The organism is Alistipes provencensis (assembly GCF_900083545.1).
Lineage (GTDB): Bacteria > Bacteroidota > Bacteroidia > Bacteroidales > Rikenellaceae > Alistipes > Alistipes provencensis.
Map to the genome: position 1 here is coordinate 50,419 of NZ_LT559262.1, position 13,040 is coordinate 63,458.

Below are 13,040 nucleotides of genomic sequence, written 5' to 3' on the forward strand. Positions count from 1 at the left end.
CCTCTAATCTCCGTATTTATTGGTGAGGGGCATCAGCCGCTCGTGCCCGAAAGTGCACGACGACAACCGCAGCACGGGCGGGAACTGATAGCGTTTCTTCTCGTTGTGCATGATCATCGCGTGAATCTTCTCCACGACCTCCGAATCGAATCCCGCATTGACGATCTCCTCGCGGTGCTGTCCCTCCTCGATCATGCGCAGCAGGATGGCGTCCACCACCTCGTAAGGGGGCAGAATATCGCTGTCCTTCTGACCCGGATGGAGCTCCGAAGAGGGCTCCTTGGTCAGGATATTCTCGGGAATGGGATTGCCCTGCGTGCGGTTGATGTAGCGGGCCACGTCGTACATTTCGCTCTTGTAGAGGTCGCCCGTGGGGCTGAACGCGCCCGCCGTGTCGCCGTAAAGCGTACAGAGGCCCAGCGCATTCTCGCTCTTGTTCGAGGAGTTGAGCAGGATGTAATCCGTCTTGTTCTGCAAGGCCATCAGCAGCACCGTGCGGATGCGGGTCTGGATGTTCTCCTCCGTAGCGTCGAACTCCGTGCCGCCGATGACGGGCTTCAGGGTGTTCACCACGCTGGTATAGATTTCGGAAATGGGAATGACGTTGTATTCGATGCCGAGGTTGCGGGCCAGCTCCTTGGCGTCCTCCACCGACTCGTCGGACGAGAACGGCGAGGGCATCAGCAGCGCCCTGACATTCTCCGCTCCCAGCGCATCGGCGGCCAGACAGGCCACCACGGCCGAGTCGATACCGCCCGAGAGACCGATCGAGGCTTTTCCGTAACCGTTCTTGCGGAAGAAATCCCGCAGTCCGCAGCGGGCCGCTTCGTAAACCAGCCGCGTGCGGTCGTTGTAGGTCGAGGGGATCGCAATCGGCTCCGCTTCGGCTTTCGTGTCGAAGATCTGGAAATCCTCCTCGAAATTCTTCATCATCAGCACCACTTCGCCGCGGCCGTTCATCGCCCCCGACGTGCCGTCGTAAACGATGTCGGTCGATCCGCCCACTTGGTTGACCAGCACGAGATTCTTGCCCTCGACGAATGCCAGATTGCGCATCATTTCATAGCGGTAGGTCATGGTTCCCTTGCCGTACTTGCGGGCGTTGATCGAAATGATAGTCTCGACCGACTGGTCGAAATCGTGCTCGCGGCTCAGGTCGTCACCCACGATGATGGCACACTTGTGGCCCTTGATCGTGGCGTACTCGAATCCCTTCGAAGGGGTCAGAAAACCCATCTCGCGGCGTGCGGTGATGTATTTCTTGCCGACATAGCGCAGCACCTTGCGGTCCTGAATCAGCGCCGCGGCGCTGATCGTGCCCTCGGCGGTGAGGATCGGCAGTCCGACGATGGCGGCAATGCCGTCGCAGCACGAGGCGATCTCGACCAATGCGTCCTCGCACAACTCGAGGAAGGTCGTTTTGCGCAGCAGGTCGAAGGCAGGGGTCCCGCTCACGGCCTGCTCGGCGAAGATCACTAAGTCGGCGCGCTGTGCTTTCGCTTTGTTGATCGAATCGATGATCTTGGATGTGTTGCCGTCCACATCTCCGATCGTGTAATTCAACTGGGCAATAGCTATTTTCATGGCAGTAATTTAAGTCGGGGAATTACATCTCCGCAAAGTTAAGGATTATTTGCAAAAGTCGGAAGAAATTTCGGTGTTAATAAATTAACATCCTTTCGTTTACAAAATATTTTAAAAACAAACGAAAGGCTCCCGGAGAACCGGAAGCCTTTCGCCATTCCTATCGCTTCTATTCCTGCGGTTCCTCGGGATCGGCCACCAGAATGCGGCCGCAGTACTCGCAGACAATGATCTTCTTACCCTGACGGATGTCCACCTGACGCTGGGGCGGAATGCGGTTGAAACAGCCTCCGCAGGCGTCGCGCTTGACGGTCACCACGGCCAGTCCGTTGCGGACGTTGCGGCGGATGCGCTCGTAAGCCGACAGCAGACGCTCGTCGATCTTCTCCTTGACGCTGTCGCTCTGCACCGAATATTCCGCTACCAGCGGCGCCGTTTCGGCCTCGATGCCCTCCAGCTCGGTCTTCTTGGCCGCGAGGTCCGCCAGACGCTCCTTGCTCTGCGCCTCGGCCTCCTCCAACTGCGCCTTCTTGACCTTCACGCCGGCGGCATACTCCTTCAGACGCTTCTCGGCCAGCTCGATCTCGAGCTCCTGATACTCGATCTCCTTGGTGATGGCGTCGAACTCGCGGTTGTTGCGCACGTTGTTCTGCTGCTCCTTGTAGTTGCCGATCATGATCTTGGCCTGATCCACCTCGCGCTTGCGCTGCTTGGAGAGCGTGTTGAGCTCCTCGATCTCGGCGTTGATGTGCTCGATGCGGGTCTTCATCCCGGTCATCTCGTCCTCAAGATCCTGAACCTCAAGAGGCAGTTCACCTTTCACCTTGTTGATTTCGTCGATCTTGCTGTCGATCTTCTGCAGCTCGTAAAGCGCCAGTATCTTCTCCTGCATCGAGTAATCAACCTCGGCCGTCTTTTTTTGTGTTGCCATATAATGTACTGTATAGTTTAGACTTACACCAGATAATTCACGGGATTGCGAGAGCGTTCACTCTTGCGAACCGCAAAGGTACATAAATTTTTCGATAAAATATCAAATAATAGCTCAATTGCGCAATATTCACTCTCAAAATGGCCTATATCTGCTACCGTGAGGGCTTTATCGGGTGTCATGAAGTCGTTGTACTTCAGGTCCGCGGTGATATAAATATCGGCTCCCGCACGGCGTGCGTCGCCGATCAGCGAGGCCCCGGCGCCGGTGCAGACAGCCACGCGGCGCACCGCGGAAGTCGCTATGTCACTGTGCCGTATAGCCTTTACCTCGAGCCGCCGTTGGATAAGCCGCATAAACTCCAAGGTGTCAGCGGATTCAGACAGCTCTCCCACCACGCCGAATCCCACGCCTTCGCCGGCTTCCGAGGGTTGCAGCACCTCCAGTTTCCCCACGCCCAGCATCTCGGCCAGCCGCCAGCTCATCCCCCCGGGGGCGCTGTCGAGGTTGGTGTGGCAGGCGTAGAGGGCGATCCGGCTGCGGATGGCCCGCTCGACGCACCGCTGCACGGGGTCCGCCGAATTGAAACGCTTGAGTGCGTGGAAGACGATCGGGTGGTGTGTCAGCACGATATCGCACCCCTCGGCTTCGGCCTCGTCCAACACCTCTTCGGTCACGTCCACGGCCAGCAGGGCCTTGTGGACCTCGTCGTCGGGGCGTCCGACGATAAGTCCCGCATTGTCATACGATTCCTGCCATCCAAGTGGAGCAAAGCGTTCGATGACTTCGGTTATCTGCGTGATCTTCATAAGCATCCTTGTTTTTATACGTCTTATCTATTAAGCCCCCGCCGAGGCGGGGGTTTGGGGGTGGGTCAGATTTGCAAACACGGCGGCACGCCGTGAATACGCCCGGCGAAGCTGCAATCCCATGAACGGACACCCCACGGACGGACAGCACCCTACGAACAACTCCTTAAAATAAGGATTGTTCGTAGAAAGCGAACAACTCCTTGTTCTCGGCCTCCTCCTTCTTGCGGCGGGGCTTACGGACCGTGCGTTTGGCGACTGCCGGCCCTGCATCGGAAAGCTCTTCGCCCGTCGACTCGTCGATCTTCACCACGGCCTTGGCCCGGCGGCGCACGGGAGCGGCTTCGGAATCCCCGGCGGTATCAGCGGCGGCGTCCGCATCGGTGGCCACGATCTCCCCCGCCCCGGCTTTCAGGTCTTCGCGGACCTCGACCAGCAGGGCGCGGATGCGTTGCAGGCGTTCCATCAGCTCGGCATCGCGGTCTACGCCGCTCTCGGCGGCCCCCTTGCGGAGCGCCTTCTTGGCCCCTTCGAGCGTCATGCCGCGCTCCTTGACCAAATGATAGATCAGCTTCAGGCTCTCGACGTCCTGCGGCGAGAAAAGGCGGTTGCCCTTCTTATTGCGCTTGGGGCGGAGGATGGAGAACTGCGACTCCCAGTGGCGGATGAGCGACGTGTTGACGTCGAACATCTCGGCCAGCTCGCCCATCGAATAATAAAGTTTATCGGCCATATCTATTGTTTTATAATTCGCAACGAATTGGGGTACATGTTGTTGACCCGCGCACCGATCCGCTTGGCGAATCCGAGCGCACGGCCCCGCGAGCAGACGAGGTTCATCCCCTCGGCCAGCCCTGCAGCGGCGATGTCCTGTTTGCGCAGGAAGCGCAGCGCCTCCTCGCCGTCCAGCTCCGCGACGGGCACCGCCCTGCGGTTCAAGCCGTCGAAGAACGCCAGCGCAGGATCGGGCTTCAGCGTCCCCTTGAACACCTGCCCCATCGCCACGCCCGAGTAAATGACGGGCAGCGCCTCGGACAAGGCCCGGATGGCATCGGACTGCGCGGCATACCACGCATAGAGCGTATCGGCGACCTGCGCGAAACACATCCGGTCCGGCTCCCGGACCCAGCGGGCCAGTTCACCGACGCCCTTGCGGTCGACAGCCGCAAATACCGTGCGCCGCGCCCTCGGTGTGCGCACGCGGCCTCCGGCGTCGAACGACTTGCGGGCCACGGCGGCGAAGAACCCCTCGCCGCAGGCTCTGTGGGGATAGAACCGGAACGTCCGGAACGCCCCGACACGGCCGCAGACGATGCCCCACGCATCCTCCACGGGTATTTCATCCGATTCGGCGACTTCGTCGCCGGCCCACGCGAGCATCCTTTCGAGCGAACCTTCGTCCTCGTCGCGGTTGAACGTACAGGTGCTGTAAACGAGCGTTCCGCCCGGTTTCAGGGCCCGCCACGCCTCGCGCAGGATATCGTCCTGACGCGCCGCGCACAGTTTCACATTCCCCTCGCTCCACGCGCCGCGGGCCTCGTCGTCCTTGCGGAACATCCCCTCGCCGGAGCAGGGGGCGTCCACGGCCACGATGTCGAACCACGCCTCGAAATCGCCCAGCAAACGCGCTTCGCACGTCGTGACGGCCACATTGCCCGTGCCCCACTTGCGCACGTTGTCCGCAAGCACCGCGGCACGGCGGCGGTCGATCTCGTTGGCGACGACCAGTCCGCCGGGTCCCGCCAGCGAAGCATAGAGCGTCGTCTTGCCGCCCGGAGCCGCACACAGGTCGAGGATGCGGGCCCCTTCGGCCCCGGCATCCGCCAGCAGGTGTCCCACGAACTGCGACGAAGCCTCCTGCACATAGTAGGCCCCGGCGTGGAAGTCGGGGTCGAACGTAAAGGCCGGACGCGCGGCGAGATAACGCCCGTCGCGGCACCACGGCACCTGTCCGGCGATCTCCAGCGCGGGCAGCGCATCGGCGGCCGCCTTCGCGGGGTTGATCCGCACCGATACCGGCGGCACCCCGTCCAACGCGGCGCAGAGGGCGCGGCCCTCGGCTTCCCCCAAGTCACGCAGGACCCGTTCGACGAATTTCGCGGGCAGCGTCATCCTCAGCGTTTCTTGGCTTTGATCGCATCCAGCCGCGCGCAGATTTTCTCCAGCACGGTCGGGTCAGACACGAAATCCTCGTGATCCTTGTCGACGACGAGCACTTCGCCTCCGTAAAGGTTCTCGATCCAGTTATTGTATTTGTCGTTCAGGCGCTTGAGGTACAGTTCGTCGATATTCATCTCGTACTCGCGGCCGCGCTTGCGGATTTGCGAGATGAGCGTCGGAACGCTCGCCTTGAGGTAGATCAGCAGGTCGGGCTTGGGGATGAGCGTGGTCACCAACCGGAAAATCTTCATGTAGGTCTCGATGTCGCGCGTAGCCATCAGCCCCATTTCGTGGAGGTTGTCGGCGAAGATGTGCGCATCCTCGTAGATCGTACGGTCCTGAAAAATCACACCCGAACGGCAGTCGGCCAGCATGTCCATCGTCTGCTGGATGCGGCTCCCGAGAAACGAAATCTGGAGGTTGAACGCCCAGCGGTTCATGTCCTCGTAGAAATCGCCGATGTAGGGATTGTCACACTCCTCGAGGTAGCACTTGGCGTCGTAGCGCTTCGTAAGGATCTGGGTCAGCGTGGTTTTCCCGCTCCCGATGTTTCCGGCTATGGCTATGTACATAGTAGTATAGGTATTTGTTTATTTCTCCACTCCGGCCGGCTCCGCACGAAAAGCCGGCAGTTCGTCAGCCACACGGCGGTCGTTCACCAGCCGCGGAACCTTGTTCTTACCCCGCGCGCGCATCCACGCGAGGAACGTCCCGCGCTCCACGACCGTCAAACGCTGCCGCTCGAGCGTGGTGCGGCGTTTGGCGTCGTAGTCCGAATTGACGGCCCGCAGCTCCTCGTCCAGCACCCCGGCGAAATGCTCGCGGCTGTCGGGTTCCCGTTCAAACTCCACGATCCATTCGTGGGCTCCGCGTTCGCGCAGCGACATGTAGCACGGCGCAACGCTGTATTCGCTCACCACGGCCCCCGTCTTGCGGCAGGCCGCGAGCAGGGCGTGTTCGGCGTTGTCGACGATCAGCTCCTCGCCGAAGACGTTGATATACTGCCGCGTGCGGCCCGCAAAGCGGATGCGGTAGGGATTCGTCGAGGTGAACTCCACCGTATCGCCGATCTCGTAGCGCCACAGGCCGTTGTTCGACGTGATGAGCACGGCGTAGACCTTTCCGCACTCCACGCCCTCCAGCGGCACGACCTGCGTCCCGTTGCGGAACTCGAAGAAAGTGCCGTAGTCGAGCATCAGCAGCATGTCGCTGCGCGCGGGGTCGTCGGCCATGGCGAAAAAGCCCTCCGAAGCGTTGTAGGTCTCCATGTATTTCATCCGCTCCGAGGGGATCAGCTCCTCGAACGTCGTCCGGTAGGGCGCGAACTCCACGCCTCCGTGGGCGAACATCTCCAAATCGGGCCACACCTCCAGCAGGTTCTGTTTGCCCGTATATTCCAGAACGCGGCGCATCATCGCCAGATTCCACGACGGAACGCCCGCAAAGGCCGTGATCCGTTCGCCGACACATTCGCGGCAGATCGCCTCGACCTTCTCATCGAAATCCGGAATGATCGCCGTCTCGGTCCGCGGGGCCCGGAACCAGCCGCTCCAGAAGGTCGTCTCGTGGATCAGCAGCGCCGAGAGGTCGCCCACCAGATTGCGCCCCTCGCGGCGGCACGAGCCGCCCAGCGTCAGGGTCTTGCCCTCGAAAACCCGCGACTTGGGGTAGTTGGACGAAAAAACCGTCGCCACGTCGCGCATGCCCAGCGTATGGTTCCACCACAGCGACTCCATCGTCACGGGGATATATTTGCTCCGGTCCGAGGTAGTGCCCGACGAGCGCGCGAACAACGACACCCGGCCCGGGTAGGTGACGCTCCGCACCCCCTCCATCATCCGTTCGATGTAGGGTTTGAAAGTCTCGTAGTCGAACGTCTCGACCTGCGACTGGAACTGCTCGACCGAGCGGATGTGCCGCAGGTCGTAGCGGTCGCCGAACTCCGTGAGCCGCCCCCGGCGCAGCAGCCGGCGGAACATCCGTTCCTGTGTTTCGACGGGACGGCGGCGGAAGCGGTCGATCGACCGTTCGCGCTGCGAGAACCACGCCCTGAGGATTATACTGCGGAAAGACACGTTGCTTAATTAAAGTAATAACCGACCTTCCCCACAGCCCCGGGCATGGCGAAGACCACCACCCGGTCGTAGGGATTTATCTCCATGTTGTCCACCGCGATGAAGACCTTGTCGCCGCGGACGATGCCCCCGATGATCGTGTCCTCGGGCAGCCCGAGGTCCTTGATCCGGGCCTTCGTGGCCGGAGAGTTGGGTTTGACGATGAACTCCAGCACCTCGGCGTCGCTCCCCGTAAGGCATTTGATCGCCTGCACGTCGGTCGACATCGTGAAGCGGAAGATGTTCGACGCCGTCACCAGCTTCTTGTTGATGATCGTGTCGATGCCGATCGACTCGGCGAGGTTGATGTAGTTCATGTTCTCGACCTCCGCGATGACCTTCTTGACCCCCATGCGCTTGGCGAGCATCGCCGCAAGGATGTTGGTCTCGCTGCGGCCCGTGACCGCCACGAAAGCGTCCATGTTCGCAAGGCCCTCCTCCATCATGGTATCCGTATTGCGGCCGTCCTCGTTGATTATAAGCGTCTTGTCCAGCATCTCGGCCAGCCGGTAGGCCTTGTCGGCATTGTAGTCGACCAGTTTGATGTTCACCTCGTCCTGCAGCTCCGTGGCGATGCGGATGCCGATGCGCGAACCGCCGAGAATCATCATGTTCTTGATCTCGATGTTCGACTGTCCCGAGAACTCCATCACCTCCCTGACGGCATCCTGCCGGGCGATGACGTAGACCATGTCGCCCTCCATGAACTGCTCGCCCTCGCGGGGGATGATCGTCTGCCCGCCGCGCGTGATGGCCACCGTGCGGTAGCTCAGCGGCGTTTCGTCGGCGAAACCCGTAAGCACCTGCCCCACCAGCGGCGAGGCCGGTTCGAGGCGGAAGACCACCAGCGAGAGCTTGCCGCTCGAGAAATCGACGTATTCCGTGGTCGAGGTGTGTCCCAGCAGGTTGATGACCTCGCGGGCCGCGACCTTCTCGGGATAGAACAGGTAGTCGATGCCCATGTCGATGAACATCTCCTTGTTGTTGGGTTCGAGGTATTCGTTGTTGTCGATGCGGGCGATGGATTTCTTGGCCCCGAGCTTCTTGGCCAGCATCGCCGCCACGACGTTGGCGTTCTCCTCGTGGTTGACGGCGATGAACAGGTCACATTTGCGCACCGCGGCCTTGCGCAGCACGGCGAAGATCGTCGAATCGCCCTCGACGGTGATCACGTCGGCCAGACTGCTCACTTCCGAAAGCAGTTTCTGGTCGCCGTCGATGACGGTGATGTCGTGGCCGTTGCCGCTGAGCATCCGCGCCAGATGGCTGCCCATCTCGCCCGCGCCCGCTATCACGATTTTCATAGGTACAACATTATTGGTTTGCGCGCCGTACACCCGGTTCGGAATGTTCGGGCAACATTTTTGCAATTTATCTTACAAATGTATACATTTGTCCCCGAAACCCCAAATTTCGGACACTAAAAAACAGAATCCCATGCCAACCTGGTTAATCGTCATACTGTGTGCCGTCGCGGCCGTCGGGCTGTTCGTCGTCGGCATGTCGCTGACCCTGATGATCAAGGGCCACCACATCGACTCCGAGATATCGACCAACAAGAACATGCAGCGGCTGGGCATCAAATGCGCCGTGCACGAGACCCGCGAGGCGGACGGCAGCGCCGACTGCTCCGACGGCCAGCCCGCAGGCTGCTCGGGCAACTGTGGAGCGTGCGACATCGAAGCCCATGGGGCGGAGAAATAACGCCCGGTCAAAAACAGGAGAGGAGCCACGACGGGCTCCTCTTTTTTTACAGCTTGCAGAATTTCGAGCGGCAGACGAACCACGGATTGCGGAGGTCCGACTCGTTGTAGAGCAGCTCCCCGCCGCCGGGCAGCGTGCGCGTGCTTCCGCCGGCCTCGGAGAGGATCAGCTCCCCCGCCGCGGTGTCCCACTCGTAGGTGTGCGTCGTGCGGACGTAGTAATCGACCCGGCCCTCGGCCAGCAGGCAGAATTTGTAGGAACTACCCTGCTCCACGACCTCCAGATCGGGATGCGTTTCGCGCAGGCGGGCGATGTGCTCGTGGGTCTCGGGGGTCTGGTGCGAACGCGACACGGCCACGACGGGGTGTTCGCGGTTCGCCTCCGAAGCGAGCGGCAGGGCCGTCCAGCCCTGCACGATATCGTCGTAGGTGTAGGATGCGGCAGCGTCGGGGGCGATGTGTTCCTTGAGGAAAGCGCCTCCGCCGCGCCCCGCGACGTACATCTTTTCGAAATAGGGTACATAAATAACCGCCCCCATGCAGACGTTGTTCTCCATCAGGGCGATGTTCACCGTAAATTCGTTGTTGCCTTTGATAAATTCGACCGTGCCGTCCAGCGGATCGACCAGCCAGTAAAGCTCCCAGTTGCGGCGCTCCTCGTAGCGCATCTCCCGACCCTCCTCCGAAAGGATCGGGATGCGTGTGATGCCGAGGTATTCGCGGATGGTCCTGTGGGCCACACGGTCGGCCGCCGTGATGGGGGATTTGTCTTCCTTGAGGCTTATATCGTAATCGTCGAGGTTCTTGTATACGTTCATTATCGAAGCTCCGGCACGGACCGCTGCGTTGAATAAAGGCGGCAGCAGATACATTCTCACCTTGTCGTTAATCATTGTAACTCTTATTTTGGGGTCGGATACTTTTATTGCCATGGTAAAGGTAACAAGAATTTATGATATGGTGAAATATTTCGGTTTCTAATAGTAACGGAAATTGCGCCGCCTTGGTATGAAACGTCGAAGCGCCGGCCACAGGGTTCCGGACCCGGCCCGGGAGGCGCATGCGGCGGCCGCCCAGACCAGCGCAACGGTCACGGAGGCGGCCGCGGCGGTCCACCACCGGGCGCGGTCCAGCAGCCAGCGGTCGAGGCCGTACTCCGAGACGATGCGCCGCAGGGGTTCGGTATCGAGCCCGTAGGTCACGCCCGTCAGTCCGGCGACGGTCTCGGCGAGCAGGCGACGCGCCCCGGCCCGGCGGATCATCGGGAAACGCGGCACGGAGTCCTCGCCCGAAAGCAAATACAACATCAGGATGCGCAGGTATCTGCTCCCCAGCACGGCATCGCGGCCGCTGCGGCGGCGGGCCCGGAGCTCCGAGGCGCACAGCCCTGCGAGCAGTGCGGCCGTGGCGAGTGCCGCAAGCACCGTATAGGCGATCAGAAGTCGTTCGGTCATAACTGTCGGTTCAATTCGTTGTCGACCTTCGCCCGCAGCCGCTGCAGGTTCACGGGAAAGGTCAGGTACTGGTCGACGCCGCACTCCAGCAGGCTCAGCACCGGTTGTTCGGCCTGCTGCCATGCCACGACATAGACCAGCGGCCGCCGCAGCCCCGGAGGGCGCAGGATGCGGACCACGTCGCGGCCCGAAAAGAAGAGCGACGTGCCCACGACGATCACCAGATCGAAAAGCATGCGCCGCGACAGACGCTCCATAGCGGCCACCCCCGACGCACAGCGCACGTCGGCCCGCATGCCGGTAAGCGACAGGCGGATCACGTCGCACAGGAACTCCTCTTCGGATACGATCAATATTCGGTGCATGGACATCACGGCGGCTTTGCCGGCCGGGGATGCCGCGCCCAAAACCGTGCCAGAGCCCCGCACGGACAAAAAAAGTTGCCGGACGGCTTGTTTATAAGATAAATATGCGTATATTTGCACTCCGAATTTATGTTCACATACATAATCGAATTAAATGTACGTTATAGTAGAGATTGCAGGTCAGCAATTTAAAGCTGAGAAAGGTCGGAAACTTTATGTCCACCGTCTTCAGGGCGAAGAAAATTCGTCCGTAAGTTTCGACAAGGTCCTGCTCACAGACAACGACGGTCAGGTTAAAGTCGGTGCACCTGTAGTGAAAGGCGCCGCAGTGAAGTGCAAGATCCTCAAGCATCTGAAAGATGACAAGGTTCTGGTGTTCAAAAAGAAACGTCGCACGGGCTACCAGAAGTGCAACGGGCATCGCCAGTACCTCACGCAGATTCTCGTCGAGGAGATCGTTGCATAACCCTTTAAAAACTGAATCAACATGGCACACAAGAAAGGTGTAGGTAGTTCGAAGAACGGCCGCGAGTCGGAAAGCAAGCGACTCGGCATCAAACTGTTCGGCGGTCAGTTCGCAAAGGCGGGCAACATCATCGTTCGTCAGCGCGGAACCGTGCACAACGCCGGTGAAAACGTAGGCATCGGCAAGGATCACACACTCTTCGCCCTCGTGGACGGAACCGTGGAGTTCTGCAAGAAAGGCGGAGGCAAATCGTATGTGAGCGTATCTCCGCTCAGCGAGTAAGCTCCGGCGTCAAGAAGATAAGAAAACGGCTTCCCCGATGGGGAGGCCGTTTTCTTTTCGGGTAACAGGCCCCCGGCGGGTCCTGCTCCGGATAAAAAAGGGGCGGCGGACGATATTCCGCCGGAATGATCCCTGCATTGCCTCGCGCAGTCGCCGCAACGACGAAGCGGAATCCGCTGGAAGAGAATTCATCAGTGACGCCTAAATCACAGCCGCCGCCCCGGAACATAAACCGAAGCGGCGATCGGCGAAACCCGCACGGGGAGTCCCTCGATCGATGGCCGTAAGCGGCGCCGCTCCGAAATCCTGCTGCGCCGTTCCCCATTCCGTCAGAAACGAAAAAAGGCGCAGATGCAAACTTCCTTGATGCCGGCCTTAGGGAGCCGTGAACCGGAAAGTCGTCCCGCGCCCGTGTTTACCTTGCCACAAGGACAAGGCATAACACAGGACTGACAACGATCATACCCGGTTCAAACAACCTCCGAAGAGGCTCCCTAAGTTTGCATAAAGGTATGAAGAGTTGTTACCCTTCTCTTACTGTCTGTATTTGCCGGCAAAGATAGTGAAAAAATCCGATCCGCCAATTCCGCGACCGAACGGCGCATGATCCGGACTTTTTCGAGAAAATCCCGCGGGCTCCGCTGCCCCGCCATCGGGAAATCCCGCGGGCTCAGCAACGCAAAAACCCGCCTCCGAGGTTATCGGAAGCGGGCTTGCACGCCGGACGAATCCGGAGCGTTTACTTCTTGGCCGGGACGGGCACGGCGCGGAATTCGGCGATGACCTTCTTGTCGTCGTAGAATTTCAGCTCCGAGCCTTTGATCTCGTAGCTGTCCACCTCGTCGAGCATCTTCACGAAAGCATCCTCGTACTGCATGTCGGGGCAGGCCATCCGGGTCATGCCCAGATTCTCGAACGACAGCTCCTTGCCCTTCAGCTCGTATTTGCCGAAGAAACGGTTGCAGTTGGTGCGTCCGGCCACCATCGTGTCGGCGGCATTGAACTCCAGCGTGAAGAAATCCTCCTCGGCGGCAATGGCCTTCGCGGGAATGGCCTCCATCTTGGCGAGTTTCCACTGGGTGCCCTCCAGCGGCAGGGCTTTCTGCTGCGAACCGCCGCAGGCGGTCATCGCTCCGAGCAGCACGGCGGCTGCGAAAATCTTTTTCATCATC

General features: G+C 60.2%; 15 protein-coding genes. 3 read left to right on the forward strand and 12 right to left on the reverse strand.

What is annotated here, in order from left to right; all coding sequences use genetic code 11:
* Nucleotides 1-3 precede the first annotated feature (3 nt).
* From BN5935_RS00335 to trkA, 8 genes are all read right to left on the reverse strand, one after another.
* Nucleotides 4-1,584, reverse strand: a complete 1,581-nt coding sequence (locus BN5935_RS00335; RefSeq protein ID WP_064974329.1) for an NAD+ synthase — start codon at nucleotides 1,582-1,584, stop codon at nucleotides 4-6.
* Between the two features lie 169 nt (nucleotides 1,585-1,753).
* A complete protein-coding gene (locus BN5935_RS00340; RefSeq protein WP_064974330.1) occupies nucleotides 1,754-2,515 on the reverse strand; it encodes a zinc ribbon domain-containing protein in 762 nt (253 codons plus the stop codon).
* 23 nt (nucleotides 2,516-2,538) lie between these two features.
* Nucleotides 2,539-3,324 (reverse strand): Nif3-like dinuclear metal center hexameric protein, encoded by a 786-nt coding sequence (locus BN5935_RS00345; RefSeq protein WP_064976769.1) that lies wholly within the window; start codon nucleotides 3,322-3,324, stop codon nucleotides 2,539-2,541.
* A gap of 166 nt (nucleotides 3,325-3,490) precedes the next feature.
* Nucleotides 3,491-4,057 carry a MerR family transcriptional regulator gene (locus BN5935_RS00350; protein WP_064974331.1) on the reverse strand — a complete coding sequence of 189 codons (567 nt, stop codon included), beginning with the start codon at nucleotides 4,055-4,057 and terminating at the stop codon, nucleotides 3,491-3,493.
* A 2-nt stretch (nucleotides 4,058-4,059) separates the two neighbouring features.
* The gene (locus tag BN5935_RS00355; RefSeq protein WP_064974332.1) at nucleotides 4,060-5,436 is read right to left on the reverse strand and encodes a methyltransferase RsmF C-terminal domain-like protein; all 1,377 of its coding nucleotides are present in this window, start codon (nucleotides 5,434-5,436) and stop codon (nucleotides 4,060-4,062) included.
* 2 nt (nucleotides 5,437-5,438) lie between these two features.
* Nucleotides 5,439-6,056, reverse strand: coding sequence for a deoxynucleoside kinase (locus BN5935_RS00360; protein ID WP_064974333.1), 618 nt, complete (start codon nucleotides 6,054-6,056; stop codon nucleotides 5,439-5,441).
* Nucleotides 6,057-6,074: 18 nt separating this feature from the next.
* Complete coding sequence (locus tag BN5935_RS00365) at nucleotides 6,075-7,559, reverse strand: GH3 auxin-responsive promoter family protein (protein ID WP_064974334.1); 1,485 nt, start codon at nucleotides 7,557-7,559, stop codon at nucleotides 6,075-6,077.
* A gap of 5 nt (nucleotides 7,560-7,564) precedes the next feature.
* A complete protein-coding gene (gene trkA / locus BN5935_RS00370; RefSeq protein ID WP_064974335.1) occupies nucleotides 7,565-8,902 on the reverse strand; it encodes a Trk system potassium transporter TrkA in 1,338 nt (445 codons plus the stop codon).
* Nucleotides 8,903-9,035: 133 nt separating this feature from the next.
* Between trkA and BN5935_RS00375 the strand changes: the two genes are divergently transcribed.
* Nucleotides 9,036-9,302, forward strand: coding sequence for a hypothetical protein (locus tag BN5935_RS00375; RefSeq protein ID WP_064974336.1), 267 nt, complete (start codon nucleotides 9,036-9,038; stop codon nucleotides 9,300-9,302).
* 46 nt (nucleotides 9,303-9,348) lie between these two features.
* Here BN5935_RS00375 and BN5935_RS00380 read toward each other — a convergent pair whose 3' ends face one another.
* From BN5935_RS00380 to BN5935_RS00390, 3 genes are all read right to left on the reverse strand, one after another.
* Nucleotides 9,349-10,194, reverse strand: a complete 846-nt coding sequence (locus BN5935_RS00380; RefSeq protein WP_064974337.1) for a 3'(2'),5'-bisphosphate nucleotidase CysQ family protein — start codon at nucleotides 10,192-10,194, stop codon at nucleotides 9,349-9,351.
* 84 nt (nucleotides 10,195-10,278) lie between these two features.
* Complete coding sequence (locus BN5935_RS00385; RefSeq protein WP_082943967.1) at nucleotides 10,279-10,755, reverse strand: hypothetical protein; 477 nt, start codon at nucleotides 10,753-10,755, stop codon at nucleotides 10,279-10,281.
* Nucleotides 10,752-11,120: a response regulator gene (locus BN5935_RS00390; protein ID WP_064976770.1), complete on the reverse strand. Its 369-nt coding sequence runs from the start codon at nucleotides 11,118-11,120 to the stop codon at nucleotides 10,752-10,754. Before BN5935_RS00390 ends, BN5935_RS00385 begins: the two co-directional genes overlap by 4 nt.
* Nucleotides 11,121-11,274: 154 nt before the next feature.
* Between BN5935_RS00390 and rplU the strand changes: the two genes are divergently transcribed.
* A complete protein-coding gene (gene rplU / locus BN5935_RS00395; protein WP_015546709.1) occupies nucleotides 11,275-11,586 on the forward strand; it encodes a 50S ribosomal protein L21 in 312 nt (103 codons plus the stop codon).
* Nucleotides 11,587-11,607: 21 nt separating this feature from the next.
* A complete protein-coding gene (gene rpmA, locus BN5935_RS00400) occupies nucleotides 11,608-11,868 on the forward strand; it encodes a 50S ribosomal protein L27 (protein WP_064974338.1) in 261 nt (86 codons plus the stop codon).
* A gap of 739 nt (nucleotides 11,869-12,607) precedes the next feature.
* Here the strand turns inward: rpmA and BN5935_RS00405 are convergent.
* A complete protein-coding gene (locus BN5935_RS00405) occupies nucleotides 12,608-13,039 on the reverse strand; it encodes an META domain-containing protein (protein ID WP_064974339.1) in 432 nt (143 codons plus the stop codon).
* Nucleotide 13,040: the final 1 nt, after the last annotated feature.

Excerpts from the sequence above, each read along its gene's own strand:
- BN5935_RS00385 (WP_082943967.1), bottom strand. The coding sequence starts at position 10,755 with ATGACCGAACGACTTCTGATCGCCTATACGGTGCTTGCGGCACTCGCC.
- BN5935_RS00390 (WP_064976770.1), bottom strand. The coding sequence starts at position 11,120 with ATGCACCGAATATTGATCGTATCCGAAGAGGAGTTCCTGTGCGACGTG.
- BN5935_RS00340 (WP_064974330.1), bottom strand. The coding sequence starts at position 2,515 with ATGGCAACACAAAAAAAGACGGCCGAGGTTGATTACTCGATGCAGGAG.
- BN5935_RS00375 (WP_064974336.1), top strand. The coding sequence starts at position 9,036 with ATGCCAACCTGGTTAATCGTCATACTGTGTGCCGTCGCGGCCGTCGGG.
- BN5935_RS00355 (WP_064974332.1), bottom strand. The coding sequence starts at position 5,436 with ATGACGCTGCCCGCGAAATTCGTCGAACGGGTCCTGCGTGACTTGGGG.
- rpmA (WP_064974338.1), top strand. The coding sequence starts at position 11,608 with ATGGCACACAAGAAAGGTGTAGGTAGTTCGAAGAACGGCCGCGAGTCG.
- BN5935_RS00345 (WP_064976769.1), bottom strand. The coding sequence starts at position 3,324 with ATGAAGATCACGCAGATAACCGAAGTCATCGAACGCTTTGCTCCACTT.
- BN5935_RS00350 (WP_064974331.1), bottom strand. The coding sequence starts at position 4,057 with ATGGCCGATAAACTTTATTATTCGATGGGCGAGCTGGCCGAGATGTTC.
- BN5935_RS00380 (WP_064974337.1), bottom strand. The coding sequence starts at position 10,194 with ATGATTAACGACAAGGTGAGAATGTATCTGCTGCCGCCTTTATTCAAC.
- BN5935_RS00405 (WP_064974339.1), bottom strand. The coding sequence starts at position 13,039 with ATGATGAAAAAGATTTTCGCAGCCGCCGTGCTGCTCGGAGCGATGACC.
- BN5935_RS00335 (WP_064974329.1), bottom strand. The coding sequence starts at position 1,584 with ATGAAAATAGCTATTGCCCAGTTGAATTACACGATCGGAGATGTGGAC.
- BN5935_RS00360 (WP_064974333.1), bottom strand. The coding sequence starts at position 6,056 with ATGTACATAGCCATAGCCGGAAACATCGGGAGCGGGAAAACCACGCTG.
- trkA (WP_064974335.1), bottom strand. The coding sequence starts at position 8,902 with ATGAAAATCGTGATAGCGGGCGCGGGCGAGATGGGCAGCCATCTGGCG.
- rplU (WP_015546709.1), top strand. The coding sequence starts at position 11,275 with ATGTACGTTATAGTAGAGATTGCAGGTCAGCAATTTAAAGCTGAGAAA.